This is a genomic window from Cupriavidus sp. 01L46 (assembly GCF_056399905.1).
On sequence record NZ_JBFTSF010000135.1, the window covers coordinates 1 to 16,102 of the forward strand.

The following is a 16,102-nucleotide window of genomic DNA, read 5'->3' on the forward strand; positions in this document are numbered from 1 at the left end:
CGGTGCCTTCATCGATCAGCAAGCGCATCCACTTCGCCAGGTCCGACACGCAGGCATTGAGTCCGCCGGCGGGCAGGGCACGGATAGGCGTCAGCATCGCCCGCTGGCGTTCGTCGCCTTGCATGATGTGCGGATGCGCATGGTTTGGCGCGGCGGCGAGCGCTTCGATGGATAGCCCGAAGTGCGCGAAGCCCAGCGGACGGAGTAGGCGTTCGGTGGTGAAATCCTCCCAGCGCTGCCCGCTGATGCGCTCCGCGATATGCCCGGCCACGAGATACCCCAGGTTCTGGTACTGGTAGGCCTCGCGCACGTCCCGGCTCGGCTCCAGATGGCGCAAGGCCGCCAGGATCTGCGCCATGGACAGGTCGCCCGGCGAGTGGATCCAGTCGTGGCGCGGGACGCCGCTGTGATGGCAAAGCAAGTCCCGCACGGTCACGCGCTCGGTCGCAACCGCATCGTGCAGCCGAAACTCCGGTATGTAGTCGCGCACGGGCCGGGTCCAGTCGAGCTTGCGCTCGTCCACCAGCAGGMCAAGCCCGGCGGCGGTGAAAGACTTGGTGAGCGAGCACAGCAGGAACTGGGTGTCCGCCGTCAYGGGCAACGGCGCTTCGGTGTCGCCGGTGTCGCGCACGCCATAGCCTTTTGCCAGCACCGTTTCGCCATCCCGGATCATGGCGAGCGCAAGGCCTGGTACCTTCCATTCTTGCATCGACGCCTGGACGAGATCATCGAAATCACTGAGCATGGCGCGGGATCCTTGTCTCTGCAATGGCATGGCTTATTGGAGACCGGCGCGGTTTGCGTTGCGCGTTGCGCGCCGGATCGCCCGCGGGAATCCGGGAATCGGAATCGCTGCGTGCGCCAGACGTTAGCACCGGCCCGGCAAACTGTTATCGCCACTAAGGAGGGTGTGTTGTGGCGGCGCGACGGGCAGGATGCAGCGCGATCCCGCACGGTTCCCAGCCGGATTGATTTACCGCCAGGATCGCGCTACGATATTTTGAACGTAGTTCAATAATGTTCTTCGTTCATTTATATGGATGAGATGGCCGACCCCGACATGCCGGGCCGCCGCGCCCGAAAGCGCGCGCAAACGCTGGATCTTCTTGCCCAGACTGCCATGGGCCTGTTCGAGGCGCAGGGGTATGACGCCGTGACGATGGAGCAGATCGCGGCCGAGGCCGACGTTGCCAAGGGAACGCTCTACAACCATTTCCCAACCAAGGAATCCGTGCTCGCGCATTGGATCCACATGCAATTGGCGGCCGATCTGGCGCATCTGCAGCCCGAGGTCGAGCAGCAGGCAAGCTTCCGGCCGGCGCTGGCGCTGCTGCTCGATGCGTCCGCCGCCTGGTGCGAGGGGCATCGCGCCTACCTTTCTCCTTACCTCCGCTTTCGTTTCCTGAGTCTTGATGCTGCCCCGCCCGCGCAAGAGGCCGCCGGGGCCAGCGACATGACCGATGTCTTCGGGCTGCTGATCGCCTTGGGCCAGCGCTCGGGCGAACTGCGGGACGATATCGGCGCGGCGCATCTGGCGTCGCTTTTCCATCACCTCTATCTCGCTGCGCTGATGCGCTGGCTGAGCTTGCCGGGACTCACGCTGCGCGAGGAGTTCGCGGTGGTGGTGACACTGTTCGTGGAGGGAAGCGCCCGCCCGCTGGCGCCACGTGCAAGGAGCCGCAAGACGCCATGAATTTCATCGTCGCAACCTATGGCACGGAGGGCGACGCCCGCCCGCTGGCCGCACTGTGCCGCGCATTGATGGATGCCGGCCACCAGGCCCGGCTACTTGCCGATGGCGCAACGCTTGGCACGGCCAGGGTCCTTGGTGTTCCGGCAACCGCGCTGGCGGGGGACATCAAGGGCGCGTTGCAGCCGGAGCTTGCGATCTCCGGCGTGGTGGCGCGCAATGGCGGCTTCACCAGCACGGCGAGCGCGCTGGCGCGCATTGCCAATGCCAATGCCGAGGCATGGCTGCGGGAGATCGTGGCGGCGGCGGGCGCTGGCTGCGATGCCATCCTCGTCTCGGGCCTGGCGGCTTTTGCCGGCTTGTCGGCTGCCGAGCATCTGGGCGTGAAGGCGATCGGCACCGGGCTGATCCCGATCACGCCGACGGCGGACTTCGCCTCGCCGTTCCTGGCGCAGGCGCGGCTGCCGGGCTGGCTCAACCGCACGAGCCACCACTTCGTCAACGGGATGCTGTGGCGGGCATTTCGCAAGCAGACCAACGCGGCGCGCGCGGCCGTATGCGGGCTGCCGCCGCGGCGGCAGCTGTGGACCCGGCATCCGATGCTATACGGGGTTTCGCCCAGCCTGTTACCCCGGCCGGCGGACTGGCCGGGCAATGCGGCGCGTGTCTGCGGCCAATGGATCGCGCCGTCACCGGACTGGACCGCGCCGCAGCCGCTTGCGGATTTCCTCGCCGCAGGGGAGCCGCCGATGTATTTCGGCTTCGGCAGCATGGCGGGGTTCGATCGGCAGAAGATGCTGGACGCGGTGATCACGGCGTGCGCAGGACAGCGGGCGCTGTTCTATCCCGGGTGGAGCGGGGTGGATACCGCCGGGCTGCCGGCGAATGTGCATGTGCTTGGCGACACGCCGCACGACTGGCTGTTTCCCCGGACATCGCTCGTTGTCCATCACGGCGGCTCCGGCACGACCCATTGCGCCGCGCGGGCGGGCGTGCCTTCGGTGGTGGTGCCGTTCGCGGGTGACCAGTTCTTCTGGGCGGACCGGCTCAGGCTGGCCGGCGTGGCCGGTGAAGCCGTGAACGGAAAGCACCTGCAAGCTTCGGCACTCGCGCGCGCCATCGCGTTCGCCCAGGGCGCCGAAGCCCGTTCCCGGGCGCGCGAGCTCGGCGCCAGGATGGCGGGCGAAAACGGCCTGGCCGATGCGGTCTCGGCCATCGAGGCCATGATGCGGGATGGCACCTGATGTTACTGGGGTCCGCKGGCGGCCTGGTATCGGGGTTTTTCCGTGTCCGCTAATTTCCGGATCACTGGCGGGCACGACTAGAATGGATTGTCCGGAGCGAGGCGCTTCGCGCTGAAGTGCCCGCCACGCCCCACATCGCTCACGTCGTTCACCTCGCTCACGCCGTTCACACCAGAGGAGCCGCCCATGTCCTTGCCTCATCTAGCTTCCGGCCAGGTGGCCAGCGTGCTGCCGCTAGGCGAGCGTCTCGCGAAGACACCCAATACCGCCTTCTTCAAGGAAAGCCGCCTGGAGGTCATGCGCCTGGTGCTGACCGCCGGCAAGCATATGCCGGCCCATGCGGTAGCCGGGCCAATCACGGTGCAATGCCTGGAAGGGGAGGTCGATATCGGCGTGGAGGGCGCGCACCGGCTGTTGCGCCAGGGCGACCTGGTCTATCTGGAATCCAACGTGATGCACGATGTGACGGCGATCAGCAACGCGTCGCTGCTGGTGACGCTGGTGCTGCTGTAGCAGGTGCCATAGCCGGCGTCGCCAGGAAACGCTCAGTGCTTTGCCGGACGCGCGTGCAATAGCCAGAGGACCTCAAATTCCTCCGGTGTCATCGCCGTGCCGTCGAACTCCGGATCCGCGTTGATCTCGGCAAGGCCGGGAACCGGCACCAGCCCGAGATTGGTGCTGCCCGTCGCCGCGCCGGTGCTCGCGAAGCCAACGGTTCCATCCCGGAAGAATTCCAGCTTCCTGGTTTCGAAGCGTGCGCCGTCAAGCTCCGACACGAGCCGAACCGGCTCGGAGGGAAGTTCGTGCCGCCAGATGACGTCGATGTATTCCATCGGGGTCTCCCCTCAAGCCGCGTGTCGCCAAACAAAAACCTAGTCCTTGGATAGCTCGCAAAACCGCAGGCGGTTGCCAAACGGATCCGCGACTTGCAACTGCCGTCCCCAGCCCACCACGTCGATGCCTGGTTTTGCATAGCGATACTGCCTGGCATCCAGTTCGCGATGCAGGGCATCGATGTCCTCCACGGGGACGAACACCGTCGAACCCGGCGTGGCGTCGCCATGGTGCTCGCTCAGGTGCAGCGTCAGGCCGGATCGCCTCACCTGGGCGTAGAGCGGAAATTCCTCACCGAAACGATGCTCCCAATCGAGCRAAAAGCCAAGATAGTCCAGATAGAATTCCTTGGCCTTCTCGACCGAGAAGATCCGGATGATGGGGATGGCGGGGGACAGGTTCATGGCGTTGTGCCTGCGGCTTACGCTTCGACCAGGTTGGGAATCTCCACGGCGGGATTCACGTCGGCTGCATAGTCCACGCCGTCGATGCCGAATCCGAACAGGCGCAGGAACTCCGCCTTGTAGCCCGCAAAATCGGTGAGCGCGTAGATGTTGTCGTCGGTGACCTGGTCCCACAACTGCGTCACGCGGGCCTGGACATCCGGGCTGAGTTCCTTCTCATCCGTGCGCAGGCGGCCTTCCGTATCCTGGCGTGGCGACTGGCTGTACAGGCAGTCCTGGTAGAGCGAGTAGACCTGCTCGATGCAGCCTTCGTGGGTGCCGGTTTCCTTCATGACCTTGAACAGCAGCGACAGGTACAGCGGCATCACCGGGATGGCGGAGCTGGCCTGGGTCACCACGGCCTTGAGCACCGCCACGCGGGCGTCGCCGCCGGTGGCGGCCAGCTTGCCGCGCAGGTCCAGCACCTTCTGGTCCAGGTCTTTCTTGGCGGCGCCGATGGAGCCGTTCCAGTAGATGTCGTGGGTGACCTTCTCGCCCAGGTAGGTAAACGCGGTGGTCTTTGCGTTGTCGGCGAGCACGCCGGCGGCGAGCAGGGCATCGATCCACATTTGCCAGTCTTCGCCGCCCATCACGGCGACCGTGTGATCGATCTCTTCCTGCGTTGCCGGCAGCAGGTTGATTTCCTTGATCACCTCCTTGTCGGTGTCCAGGCCGCGCTGCCGGATTTCCTTGCCTATGGGCTTGAGCGTGGAATTGAAGATTTCCCCCGTCTTCGGGTGCTTTCGCCGCGGCGCAGCAAGGCTGTAGACGACCAGGTCGACCTGGCCGAGATCGCGCTTGATGATGTCGATGGTTTGCTGCTTGATCTCGTCGGAGAAGCCATCGCCATTGATGCTCATGGCATAGCGGCCTTCTGCCGTTGCCGCCTTGTGAAACGCCGCCGTGTTGTACCAGCCCGCGGTGCCAGGCTTGCTCTCGGTGCCGGCGCGTTCGAAGAACACGCCGAGCGTGTCGGCGCCGCAACCGAACGTTGCCGTGATGCGAGCGGCAAGCCCATAGCCCGTGGAGGCGCCGATGACCAGGACCTTCTTGGGTCCGTTGGCGACCGGGCCGTGTGCCTTCACGTAGGCGATCTGCTGGTTGACGTTGGCTTCGCAGCCGGCGGGGTGGGCGGTGACACACATAAAGCCGCGCACGCGGGGTCCGATGATCATGGTGGGTTCCTTGCAATTTTGGTGGATTGTAATGGAACCCCGGCGGAACCCCGGCCTCCTGCACGCGCCAGCTTGGCTGGGCGCCTGTATCAATCGTCCCGCGTTAGCACTTCCAGCAACTCGATCTCGAAGACCAGGTTCGAGTTTGGCTTGATATGGGCGCCGACCTGCCGCTCGCCATAAGCAAGGTGGGCGGGGACATGGAGCTTGCGCTTGCCGCCGACTTTCATGCCCATCAGCCCCAGGTCCCAGCCTTTGATCACGCGCCCGGTGCCGATCACGCACTGGAAGGGCTTGCCGCGATCGTAGGAAGAGTCGAACCGGGTGCCGTCCTCCAGGTAGCCGTTGTACTGGGTGGTGATCAAGGCGCCTTTGACCACCGCCTTGCCGTCGCCGAGTTGAATGTCTTCAACCTGTAGTTCGTTGCTCATCCGCTGCTCTTTTTCATGGTCATGGGTGCATTGACMGAGGAGGCAGAGTTTACATCCCATGGCAGTGTCACCAGAAGGGGCGCGGACGGATTTTTGCAATCGGGCGGCTATCGTTGCTCGGGAGGCATCCCGCGAATGGCGGCTGAGAATTGCGCATGCGTGGCCGGATCCACCGGCCGGTGCTTGGCTTTCGTGCTCGCCGGATCGCTGCCCAGGAAGTTGTTGCCCTTCCAGTTGCGCGACGGCCGGATCGGCCTTGGCATGAAGCCGCCCCCGCAATTCGGGCAGACATTGCCCAGGACATCGTCCACGCATGACGCGCAGAATGTGCATTCATAGCTACAGATGCGCGCTTCCAGCGACGCTGGCGGAAGCGCCTTGTTGCAGTGCTCRCAGCTTGGCCTGAGTTCCAGCATGTTCTTTCTCCTCCGCTATGGCGTGTCATGTTGGTAAATCCACTGCCATACTAATGACGGAGAAATCGCACGGCAATTCGAAAAAATGACAGGCATGGTAAAAATCATGCCACCCATAAATAAATGAGCAGGGACAGCCATGAAACGCATCTTCCTAGTGCTGCCGCCGCAGGTGCACATGCTGGATCTCGGCGGGCCGATGCAGGTGCTCGGTTCCGTGGCAGCGCTCGGGATTTCGCCGCTGGCGCTGCACTGCGTCGGGCCGCAAAAGACGGTAACCAGCTTTCAAGGCCTGGCCTTGAGCGGGGTGCAGCCGCTGCCGGCACGGCTGGCGCCGGGCGACGTGGTGATCGTGGTGGGTTTCAAGCTGGTGTTCAGCGCGCTGTCCACGCCGGAGCATCGGCAGATCGTCGAGTGGCTTCAGGCCGTGGTGCGGCCCTGCCTTGGCGAGGTGACGCTGGCCAGTGTCTGCACCGGCGCATTCCTGCTTGGCGCGGCCGGCTTGCTCGACGGGCGCAGCTGCACGACGCACCATGAGCACCTGGCGCGATTGCAGCAACGCCATCCGCACGCGCGGGTGCTGGCTAACCGGGTGCTGGTCGAAGATGGCCCGCTGATGACCTCGGCCGGCGTGACGGCGGGCATCGACCTCGCCTTGCATCTGATCTGGCGGGCATTCGGCGCTGCCGCCGCGATCCAGGCCGCGCGCGAGAACGTCGTGCCGTTCCGCAGGCTGGGCCAGGATCCGGCGCTCGACGTGCAGCTGCGCTACCGCAATCATCATCATCCGCTCATCCACGCTGTGCAGGATTTCCTGACCGGGCAGCCGGCCTGCGCATTGTCGTACAGCGAGCTAGCCGGCCGCTTCGCGCTGAGCTACCGGCATCTGGCCCGGCTGTTCCAGCAGGAGAGCGGCATCACGCTCAAGCAGTACCAGCAGCAATTGCGGCTGGATCTGGCGCGCCGGTTGCTGAAGGACAGCGATTGGGCGGTCGACCTGGTGGCGGAGMGCTGCGGCTTTGCCAGCCCGCAGGCGTTCCGCGCCGCGTGGCGGCAGGAGGAGGCGCTGCCGCCGTCCCGCTGGCGGGCGCAGGCTTGATGTCTCCCTATGTCCCTGTGCTACGTGTTGTGTTCGCCAAGCGCGGGAACGTAATCGTCGCTAGCGGGCAGTCCAAGGGAAAACTTGACGGGGAAGTTCAGCGCGATGGCGTTCTCCGAGGGCACCTCGCGCACCATGTTTCGCGCCTTGACGTGCGGGTCCGCGAATAGCTCCTGCGCGCTGAGCGCGGGAGAGAACGGCAGGTCGAAGGGCGYGAAGACTTCCGCCCATCGGGCGAGGGACCGCGACCGGAAGATCCCGTTGAGCAGGCCGTTCACTTCCGGCTTGTGCTGCTGGCGGCCGGGCCGCGACGTGAACCGGGCATCGAGCAGCGCTGGAAAGTCCGCACCAATCGCCTCGCACAGGTTGAGCCAGAACTTGTTTTCCAGGATGCCCATGGCGAGATGGCGGCCGTCGCTGGTCTCGAAGATATCGTTGTCCGGCATGACGGTTGGCGATTCGTGCGGGCGATCCTCGTACCCGCGCGCGGCCCAGGCGCCATGCGCGGTCCATGACAGGATGGCGTCATGGATCGACACATCGAGATGCTGGCCCCGTCCATGCTGCCGCGCGCTCATGACCGCCACGGCCAGCGCCAGCGCAGCATAGCCCGAGGCCGCGTAGTCGGAGGCGCGCACGCGTGGCCGGGACACCTTGTCGTCCACCTGCACCGGCACGGACCAGTAACCTGCCAGCGCGAGATAGTTCAGGTCGTGGCCGGCATGGTCCGCATACGGGCCGGTCTGGCCGAACCCGGACACGGAGCACAGCACGATGGCCGGGTTCACTTGCGCGAGCGCGTCATAGCCCAGGCCGAGGCGTTGCATCACGCCGGGCCGGAAGCCTTCGACAACGGCGTCCGCCGCTTTCACCAGGCTCAGGAACGCCGCGCGGCCCTCGTCGGATTTCAGGTCGAGCGCGACGGATTGCTTGCCGCGATTGAACTGCGCAAACACGGCAGGCCCGAGTTGGCGGGAGGTGTCGCCCGTGCCCGGCTGCTCCACCTTGACCACGTCCGCGCCCAGCTGCATGAGCAGGGTCGTGGCGTGCGGGCCGGGCAGGAGCTGGCTGAGATCAATGATCTTGACGTCCTTCAGGCAGGACCACTCTGGTTTCATTGCCGGTTCCCGGTGCTTTAGCTGACGTCGCCGTCCATGCCGATCGAGCGGATCAGCTTGCCGTAGCGGGCGGTATCCGCGGCCACCATGCCGTTGAACTGCGACGGGGAAGCGCTGCGGCGCAGTTCCCCGGCGTTGGCCTTCAACTGCGCATCCAGGCGCCCGCTGGCCTGCAGTTCCGTGACGGCGGCAAAGAGCCGCTGGGTGAGTTCGGCGGGCAGGTGCGCGGGCGCGAACAGGCCGCTCCAGTTGTCCAGTGCCAGGCCGGGGGGCAGGACCTCGGCAAGCGTCGGCACCTCCGGGAAATAGACGGAGCGTGCGGATGACGACACCGCCAGCGCCCGCACCTGGCCATTGCGCAGGTACTGGGTCGCGGTGCCCAGCACCGGCATGCCGAACTGGGTCTGGCCGCTGAGCATGGCGGTAATGATCTCCGTCGCGCCCTTGTAGGGGATGTGCACGGCCTGCGTGCCGGTCTGGTGCAGCAAGGCCTCTACCGCCAGATGCGCGATGCTGCCTTTGCCGCCCGAGCCGTAGTTGAGCTTGCCGGGTGCGCGCTTGAGCGCGGCGATCAGCTCGCCGGCGGTCTTGTATGGCGCATCGGCAGGCACGATGAGAGCGGTAGGGCCGCCGGAAATCGCCGTGATCGCGGTGAAATCGTGCACGGGATCGTATGGCATGTTGCGGTACAGATGCACGTTGATCACATGCGTGTTCGCGAGAATGCCCAGCGTGTAGCCATCCGCGGCGGCGCGCTTCAAGGCGCTCGCGCCGATCACGCCGCCCGCGCCCGGCATGTTCTCCACGACCAGCGGCTGGCCAAGCGTGCGGGCCAGTTCAGCCGACAGCGTGCGTGCGATGTTATCCGGCGCGCTGCCCGCCAGGAACGGGACGATCAGGCGCACGGGACGATTGGGGTAGGGCGCGGCGGCGCGCACCGGCGTGAGCATGCTGCTAAGTGCGGCTGCGCCCGCGGTGGCGAGCCAGGTTCGGCGTTTCATGGGGGTGTCTCCAGTTCTTGGCTGCGCAGTTCGCCTGCGTCGGTTTGATCAACCGCTGCCAGCTCAGGCTTTGGCCTGCATGGGTTCAAGGATCGCGCGGGCGATGGTATTGCGCTGGATCTCGCTGGTGCCGGTGAAGATCCGGAACATGCGCAGCTTGCGGAAAGCCTGCTCCACCGGATGTCCTCGCGTCACGCCCACGTTGCCGTGGATCTGTACGGCTTTGTCGGCTACCTCAAAGCAGCGCTCGGAGATGAACAGCTTGCACGCCGCGGCCTTCACGCGAAGATCCGCGCCACTGTCCGCCAGCGCGGCGGTTTGCGCGATCATGCTCTCGCAAGCCCACAGCGCGGCAGCCATGTCCGCCAGCATGTGCTGGATGGCCTGGAAGCGCGCAATGGGCCCGCCGAACTGGCGCCGCTGGCCGGCATACTCCAGCGAGGACGCATAGGCCTTGGTCGCCAGGCCCAGCATGGTAGGGCAGTGCAGCAGCCGGTTGACGTTGATGCGCGACATGCCGAGCTTGAAGCCGTTGCCTTCGCCGCCAAAGATATTGGCGCGCGGCACCCGCACATTGACGAACTCGATGTCCCCATCGATATGCTGGCCCGACATCGGCACGTACTCGGTGCTGACCTTGACACCGGGCAGGTCCAGGTCGATCAGCACGGCCGTGATGGCGGGCGGGGACACGGTGGCATCGGTGACGCACATGACGATGGCAAAGTCGGCAAACGGCGCGCCGCTGATGTAGTGCTTGCGGCCGTTGATGACGAGGTCATTGCCGTCCGCCACGGCCGTGGTGGAGATGCTTTGGGCATCCGAGCCGGAATGCGGCTCGGTCAGGGCGAAGCAAGTGGATTTTTCGCCCCGGATGACCGGCTGGAAGTAGCGCGCAAGCTGGTCCGGCGTGGCGTACTTGAGCATATTGCCCACGCGCGGCGGGCCGCCCAGGTCGCCCAGCACGTGCGGCGCCAGCACCGCGCCGCTGGCGGCAAGGTCTGCCTTCAGCGCGCATTGCTCGGCGATGTTCAGGCCCTTGCCGCCGAGCTCGACGGGCAGGCAGGCGGCATAGAGCCCCAGCTCGCTGGAGCGGCGCCACACGCCGCGCAGCACATCGCGCGGCCAGGCATCTTCGGACCCCAGGCCCAGCTCGCGCTCCAGCGGCAGCAGTTCTTCATGGATGTAGCGCTGGATGCTGGCGCGGGTCTCGACCAGCACGGGATTGGTCAGGTTGTCGAACATGGCGGTTCTCCTTAGTTCACGCGACGGGATACGCCTTGCCAGTACGGCTCGCGCACCAGTTTGCGAGCGAGCTTCCCGCTCGCGTTCTTGGGCAGTTCGGTGACGAAGTCGATGGTTCGTGGCGATTTGTAATCGGCAATGCGCGCGCGGCAGTGCGCGATGAGGTCTTCCGCCGTGCCTTGCCGGCCGGGCCTGAGGGCAACGACGGCCTTGACGCTTTCGCCCCAGGTGTCGTCGGGCACGCTGATCACGCAGGCTTCCATCACGTCCGGATGCTGGTAAAGCGCGGCCTCGACCTCGGTCGGATACACATTGAAGCCGCCGGAGATGATCATGTCTTTCTTGCGGTCGACCAGGTAGATGTAGCCTTCTTCATCCACCCGCGCCAGGTCGCCAGTGCGCAGCCATCCGTCCACCAGCACTTCGCGCGTCAGCTCCGGCTCGCCCCAGTACCCGTGGAAGACATCCTCGCCGCGGATCACCAGTTCTCCGATGTCGTCGCCGGCCACTTCGCGGCCCTGTTCGTCGACCACGCGCACCTCCGTTTCGCCAAGCGCCCGCCCGCACGACGCCAGCCGCTCGGGCCGGTGCGCCAGGGCGTCGGCATGATCGGCGGTCGAGAGGCGGGTCACGCCGGAGGTGGACTCGCTCGCGCCATAGCCTTGCGACAGGATGGGGCCGATGCGCTCCCACGCCTCGCGGATGCGCGCGGGCGCCATCGGCGCGGCGCCGTAGGCCAGGGTCTTGAGGCTGCTCAGGTCCGCGCTGGCCAGGGTTGGCTCAGTCAGCAGCATATTGATCATGGCCGGCACCATGAACACATGGGTGAGGCGCAGCCTGGCCACCTCCGCCAGGAAATGCGCGGGCTCGAACTTGTCGAACAGCACCAACGTTGCGCCGGTGTACAGATACGGCTGCATCAGCATGCCGGAGGCGTGGGTGATGGGGCCGATCAGTGCCAGGCGGTCGCCGGGCCGTGCCGGCTTGTCCATGCTCAGCAGCATCTTGCGCAGCGCTGCCAGGCGGTTGCCATAGCTCTGCATGGCGGCCTTGATCTTGCCGGTGGAACCCGAGGAAAAATGCAGGACGGCGAGGTCGTCGGGCTGCGGCGTGATGTCGAGCGGCGCAGGGCTGGCGCCTGCGAGCAGGGCCTCGTAGTCGCCGTAGCCGTCCGCGGGTTTGCCAATCGCGATGAACGTTTGCACGGATCCAAAGCCCGCGGTTTGCGGCGAGTAGCCGGTATAGCCAGGTCCGGCAAACAGGATGCGCGGCGTACAGTTCTCGGCCACATCCGATGCCTCCGCCGCCGTGAAGCGCGGGTTGAGCGCGGCCTTGACGAGCCCGGCCTTGTACAGGGCGCACTCGATCTCGACCAGCTCGGGGCGGTTGCGTGATTGAATCGCCACGCGATCGCCCCGGGTGAGGCCGAGGGCCAGCAGCGCATTGGCGAGGCGGTTCGAGCGCTCGTCCAGTTCGCGATAGGTCAGCACGCGGTCGTTGTAAAGCACGGCGGCGTGATCCCCCCAGTAGCGCGCCGCGCGGCGCAGGAAGAAAGCGAATCCCATGGGTTGTCTCCTTGATGGTTCTTCGCCGTAGTCTGTAAGATGCGGGGCATCACTACAATGCCGTACCAGCTATAAAGGCATAACCAGCGGGAATGTCGCGATGGAGACGAGAGATCTTGAATACGTGCTGGCCGTGGATGCGCACGGCGGCATCGGCCGCGCCGCGGAGTCGCTGGGCATCAGCCAGCCGGCCCTGACCAAGGCGGTGCAGCGTGTGGAAGCGCAGATCGGCCTGCCTTTGTTCGAGCGCACGGCCCATGGCATGACCCCGACGCAGGCGGGCATGCAATTCATGGTGCGCGCGCGCCGCATCCGGCTGGAGTTCGACGACGCGCTCAAGGAGATGCAAGGCATCCGCACCGGAGAGCAGGGCATGCTGCGCCTGGGCTATTCGCCTTCGATCCCCAATGCCCTGGTGCTGGACGCCTGCCGTCAACTGTTGCGGGAGCGGCCCGTTGCGCGGCTGCGGCTGCGCCGGCTGCTGGCGCGGGACCTCATGGAACTGCTGCTTGCGGGCGAGCTGGACCTTGCCATTGCCCCCACACCGAGGGAGCGCGCGAGCGAGTTCGCGGTGGAAGAACTGTTCGACGACCGGCTGGTGGTGGTGGCCGATGAAGCGCACCCGCTGCAGCGCCGCCGCAGGCTGACCCCTGCGGATCTGGCCGGCCAGGACTGGCTGCTGCCCGGGCCCCATATCATCTTGCGCCAGCAGGTCGACGCGGCGTTCCGCAAGCAGGGGCTGGCCGCCCCGAACTTGCGCATCGAGACCGATTTTGGCAGCTCCTCGCTCTTCGACCTGATGCGCGGCACGCAGATGCTGAGCATATCGGGCACGAATTCCAATGCGGTGACGACCGGGCTGCGCCCGCTCGACCTGGGGCTTGAAGAACTGGACCTGCGCCGGCGCGTGGGCGTGATCACCCGGGCCGGCGCCTATCTCTCGCCGCTCGCGCAGCGCATGACGGCGCTGGTGCGCGAGCAGGGCGCCTGACCTGCCTGGCAATGCGCTTGCGCACGCCACGTAGATCCCATAGGCCGGCTTGCCGGCCTATGTTGCGTACAGAGTACAAATCTTTGGGAAATTTCTTACGGCCGTTGAGCTGGCATCCTTCTTCGTGATACAAAAACAAACCATTCTCATTCGTATTCGTATTCGTATTCGTATTCGTATCCGTATTAACGGTTGGATTGACGCTTCGCACCACGCTGCAGCCCAGGTTCACGCCAGACCCAACCTTCCCAAGGACGTTTCCGCCGATGTCTAATCACCGCCGCTTGCCGCTGCGCGCCGCCGCATGCCAGGCAATGCCCCGCCTTTCGCCCATTGCCAGCGCTGTATTTGGCCTGACCGTCGCGTTCGCCACGCTGCCGGCCGCCAGCCTGGCGCAGACCGCCACGCCGGCAGCCACGCAAGCCGATGCCACCTTGCCCGTGGCCACCGTCATGGCCGAGCGGCTGACCGAGCCGGCCAAGGTGGAGAGCATTGGTGGTGGGGCGCTGGGTGAGCGCAAGCCTGTCGACACGCCGTTCTCGGTGGTGGCGGCAAGCAGCGAGGAGATCCAGGACCGCATGGCGCAGACCGCCAGCGACGTGTTCAAGTACGATCCCGCGGTGTCCATCCTGGGCGAGAACGGCCGTACCGAAAACTCCTATTTCGCCGTGCGCGGCATGGCCATCGACCTGCTCAACGGCACCAAGGTGGACGGCCAGAACTTTGTCTCCTGGAACACCGACCTGCCGCTGGAACCGTTCGAGCAGGTAGAACTGCTCAAGGGCCTGTCGGGCTTCATGTACGGCTTTGGCAGCCCCGGCGGCATCATCAACTATGTGGTCAAGCGCCCCACCGACGAGCCGTTGCGCCAGTTCAGCGTGGGCTACCAGGCCAACAACGTGTGGAGCGAGAAGATCGACCTGGGCGGGCGCTTCGGGCCGGACCAGCGCTTTGGCTATCGCCTCAACGCGGCCTTTGAGGAAGGCCGCACGGCCGATCCGGGCGTGCGGCTGCGTCGCGACGTGGTGTCGCTGGCCGCGGATTTCCGCATTACGCCGGACCTGACATGGAACGCCGACGTGATGTACTGGAAGCGCAAGACCAACGGCACCCTGTTTGGCCTGGGGTTCGATGCCAGCCTGCCGATCGCCGATGCCAGCAGGGTCTCGCGCCGCTTCGTCCAGCCCTACAGCTTCCACGAGACCGAGACCACCACGGTGGGCACCGGCGTGGACTACCGCATCAACGACAAGTGGAAGACCAGCTTCAAGTACCGCTTCGCGCGCGAGAGCCGCTTCAGCGGGGACAGCTACATCTTTGTCAACGACGCCGCCGGCAACTTCTCCGACACCCAGTACAACTGGAAGTCGGCGTTTTACTACCAGGCCTATGACGGCATGGTGCAGGGCAGGTTTTCCACCGGCAGCATCCAGCACGACGTGGTGTTCGGCATGGGCTACCAGTCCCAGGTGCGCGTAAACGATGCAGGCGTTGGCGCCACCGACGGCATCTTCCTGGGCGAGAACAATCTCTACAATCCGACGCTGCTGACCAACCAGGCTTCCGGCCTGGTGTATGTACCGTTCCGTGATTACAAGATTACGCAGAAATCGGTCTACGCCAGCGATACCATCCAGTTCACCCAGCGCTTCTCGGTCTTGGCCGGCCTGCGCTACACCGATTTCAGCCAGGACAATTTCAACAGTTCGGCCAATGTCACCGCGAGCTACAGCGCCAAGCCGGTCTCTCCCACCGTGGCCCTGATGGTCAAGACCGACAATGACTCCACCGCTTACGTCAGCTATGTGGAGTCGCTTGAGCAAGGCGGCTCGGCCAGCAACACCAACGCCAACTTTCCAAAGGTCTACGGCCCGCTCACGAGCAAGCAGTATGAGCTCGGCTACAAGACCGAGCGGCGCGACTGGGGTGCCAGCGTAGCGCTGTTCCGCGTCGACCGCGGCTACGAGTACACCAATACGGCCAACGTCTTCGTGCAGGACGGCACTCAGCGCTACACCGGGCTGGATACCAGCGGCTGGGTGCGCGTGGCGCGCGATTGGCGGGTGATGGGCGGCGTGCTGTGGCTCGACACCAAGGCCACCGGCATCGACGATCCCGCGGTCAACGGCAAGCGCATCTTTGCCACCCCCAGCTACATCGTCAGCGGCCGCGTGGAGTACGATGCGCCCTTCCTGCGCGGCCTGACGCTGGCTGCCGGCGCCAAGGTTACCGGCGCCATGTGGGTGAATGCGGCCAATACCCAGTACGTGCCGTCATACACCACCGCTGACCTCAGCGCCAGGTACACCACGCGCTACGCTGGCAAGACGGTGACGTTGCGGGCCGCGGTCAACAATGTGTTCGATCGCCGCTACTGGACTACCACGTACGGCGGCTTTGTGTTGCCGAGCGCGGCGCGCACGTTCCTGGCGAATGCCACCGTGCAGTTTTAAGAGCCCGTTTGGAAATTGCCGAAGCAAGTATCGCGCGCTGCGCGTAGGGTATCGATATACTCACTTTGCGTATCACCAATGGAAGTCTCAGTTTGAGCAAAAATGGATAATATCCGTCCTTACAAAATCATTGATAGCGACGCCTGTCTGCGTCTTTTCGACGGTAACACGCCGCGATTCTAGTTCTACCTCCGGTTTGGCTTTGTCCCCGTGGACGTGACGCCGGATGGCTACGGACCGGGCATTGACCGATGGGACATGGTTCTTCTGTTGAAGGTGTAAAGCGTATGATTCGGCTGGCAGAGTAGATTTTCGACGCAAAAATTGGTTTTTACATTCGGGAATTTTCGCGAAGAAAAATATAGCCATCGGTTTTTATTCAGCAAAGAATGATTTG

General features: G+C 64.9%; 16 protein-coding genes. 6 read left to right on the top strand and 10 right to left on the bottom strand.

Annotated features, from left to right (window positions below; genetic code table 11):
* Positions 1-745 (bottom strand): serine hydrolase domain-containing protein (locus tag AC1DS3_RS22455; RefSeq protein WP_477127971.1); only part of this gene is annotated, 745 nt, incomplete at its 3' end.
* Positions 746-1,045: 300 nt separating this feature from the next.
* Between AC1DS3_RS22455 and AC1DS3_RS22460 the strand changes: the two genes are divergently transcribed.
* The 3 genes from AC1DS3_RS22460 to AC1DS3_RS22470 all read left to right on the top strand — a co-directional run bounded on the left by AC1DS3_RS22460 (position 1,046) and on the right by AC1DS3_RS22470 (position 3,447).
* Positions 1,046-1,693, top strand: a complete 648-nt coding sequence (locus tag AC1DS3_RS22460; RefSeq protein ID WP_477109615.1) for a TetR/AcrR family transcriptional regulator — start codon at positions 1,046-1,048, stop codon at positions 1,691-1,693.
* Complete coding sequence (locus AC1DS3_RS22465) at positions 1,690-2,934, top strand: glycosyltransferase (protein WP_441640701.1); 1,245 nt, start codon at positions 1,690-1,692, stop codon at positions 2,932-2,934. Before AC1DS3_RS22460 ends, AC1DS3_RS22465 begins: the two co-directional genes overlap by 4 nt.
* 186 nt (positions 2,935-3,120) lie before the next feature.
* Complete coding sequence (locus tag AC1DS3_RS22470) at positions 3,121-3,447, top strand: cupin domain-containing protein (RefSeq protein WP_441640700.1); 327 nt, start codon at positions 3,121-3,123, stop codon at positions 3,445-3,447.
* A gap of 32 nt (positions 3,448-3,479) precedes the next feature.
* Here the strand turns inward: AC1DS3_RS22470 and AC1DS3_RS22475 are convergent, their stop codons facing one another.
* From AC1DS3_RS22475 to AC1DS3_RS22495, 5 genes are all read right to left on the bottom strand, one after another.
* Positions 3,480-3,767 (bottom strand): DUF6881 domain-containing protein, encoded by a 288-nt coding sequence (locus AC1DS3_RS22475; protein WP_150984935.1) that lies wholly within the window; start codon positions 3,765-3,767, stop codon positions 3,480-3,482.
* 39 nt (positions 3,768-3,806) lie between these two features.
* Positions 3,807-4,172, bottom strand: coding sequence for a glyoxalase superfamily protein (locus AC1DS3_RS22480; protein ID WP_477127972.1), 366 nt, complete (start codon positions 4,170-4,172; stop codon positions 3,807-3,809).
* Positions 4,173-4,189: 17 nt separating this feature from the next.
* On the bottom strand, positions 4,190-5,386 hold the full coding sequence (fabV, locus tag AC1DS3_RS22485; RefSeq protein ID WP_441640698.1) for an enoyl-ACP reductase FabV: 1,197 nt from the start codon (positions 5,384-5,386) through the stop codon (positions 4,190-4,192).
* Between the two features lie 89 nt (positions 5,387-5,475).
* Positions 5,476-5,817 carry an FKBP-type peptidyl-prolyl cis-trans isomerase gene (locus AC1DS3_RS22490; RefSeq protein WP_441640697.1) on the bottom strand — a complete coding sequence of 114 codons (342 nt, stop codon included), beginning with the start codon at positions 5,815-5,817 and terminating at the stop codon, positions 5,476-5,478.
* 107 nt (positions 5,818-5,924) lie between these two features.
* Positions 5,925-6,233, bottom strand: coding sequence for a DUF1272 domain-containing protein (locus AC1DS3_RS22495; protein WP_441640696.1), 309 nt, complete (start codon positions 6,231-6,233; stop codon positions 5,925-5,927).
* A 139-nt stretch (positions 6,234-6,372) separates the two neighbouring features.
* Between AC1DS3_RS22495 and AC1DS3_RS22500 the strand changes: the two genes are divergently transcribed.
* Positions 6,373-7,332 (top strand): GlxA family transcriptional regulator, encoded by a 960-nt coding sequence (locus AC1DS3_RS22500; protein ID WP_477127973.1) that lies wholly within the window; start codon positions 6,373-6,375, stop codon positions 7,330-7,332.
* A 20-nt stretch (positions 7,333-7,352) separates the two neighbouring features.
* On the opposite strand, the gene AC1DS3_RS22505 is transcribed toward AC1DS3_RS22500, so the two are convergent.
* From AC1DS3_RS22505 to AC1DS3_RS22520, 4 genes are all read right to left on the bottom strand, one after another.
* Positions 7,353-8,450 carry a CaiB/BaiF CoA transferase family protein gene (locus AC1DS3_RS22505; protein ID WP_477127974.1) on the bottom strand — a complete coding sequence of 366 codons (1,098 nt, stop codon included), beginning with the start codon at positions 8,448-8,450 and terminating at the stop codon, positions 7,353-7,355.
* Positions 8,451-8,467: 17 nt separating this feature from the next.
* A complete protein-coding gene (locus tag AC1DS3_RS22510; RefSeq protein ID WP_441640693.1) occupies positions 8,468-9,451 on the bottom strand; it encodes a tripartite tricarboxylate transporter substrate binding protein in 984 nt (327 codons plus the stop codon).
* 63 nt (positions 9,452-9,514) lie between these two features.
* Positions 9,515-10,696, bottom strand: a complete 1,182-nt coding sequence (locus tag AC1DS3_RS22515) for an acyl-CoA dehydrogenase family protein (protein WP_441640692.1) — start codon at positions 10,694-10,696, stop codon at positions 9,515-9,517.
* Positions 10,697-10,707: 11 nt separating this feature from the next.
* Positions 10,708-12,261: an AMP-binding protein gene (locus AC1DS3_RS22520; RefSeq protein WP_441640691.1), complete on the bottom strand. Its 1,554-nt coding sequence runs from the start codon at positions 12,259-12,261 to the stop codon at positions 10,708-10,710.
* 100 nt (positions 12,262-12,361) lie between these two features.
* Between AC1DS3_RS22520 and AC1DS3_RS22525 the strand changes: the two genes are divergently transcribed.
* Both AC1DS3_RS22525 and AC1DS3_RS22530 read left to right on the top strand, forming a co-directional pair.
* Positions 12,362-13,252, top strand: a complete 891-nt coding sequence (locus AC1DS3_RS22525; RefSeq protein ID WP_477127975.1) for a LysR family transcriptional regulator — start codon at positions 12,362-12,364, stop codon at positions 13,250-13,252.
* Between the two features lie 266 nt (positions 13,253-13,518).
* A complete protein-coding gene (locus AC1DS3_RS22530) occupies positions 13,519-15,705 on the top strand; it encodes a TonB-dependent siderophore receptor (protein ID WP_477127976.1) in 2,187 nt (728 codons plus the stop codon).
* Positions 15,706-16,102 lie beyond the last annotated feature (397 nt).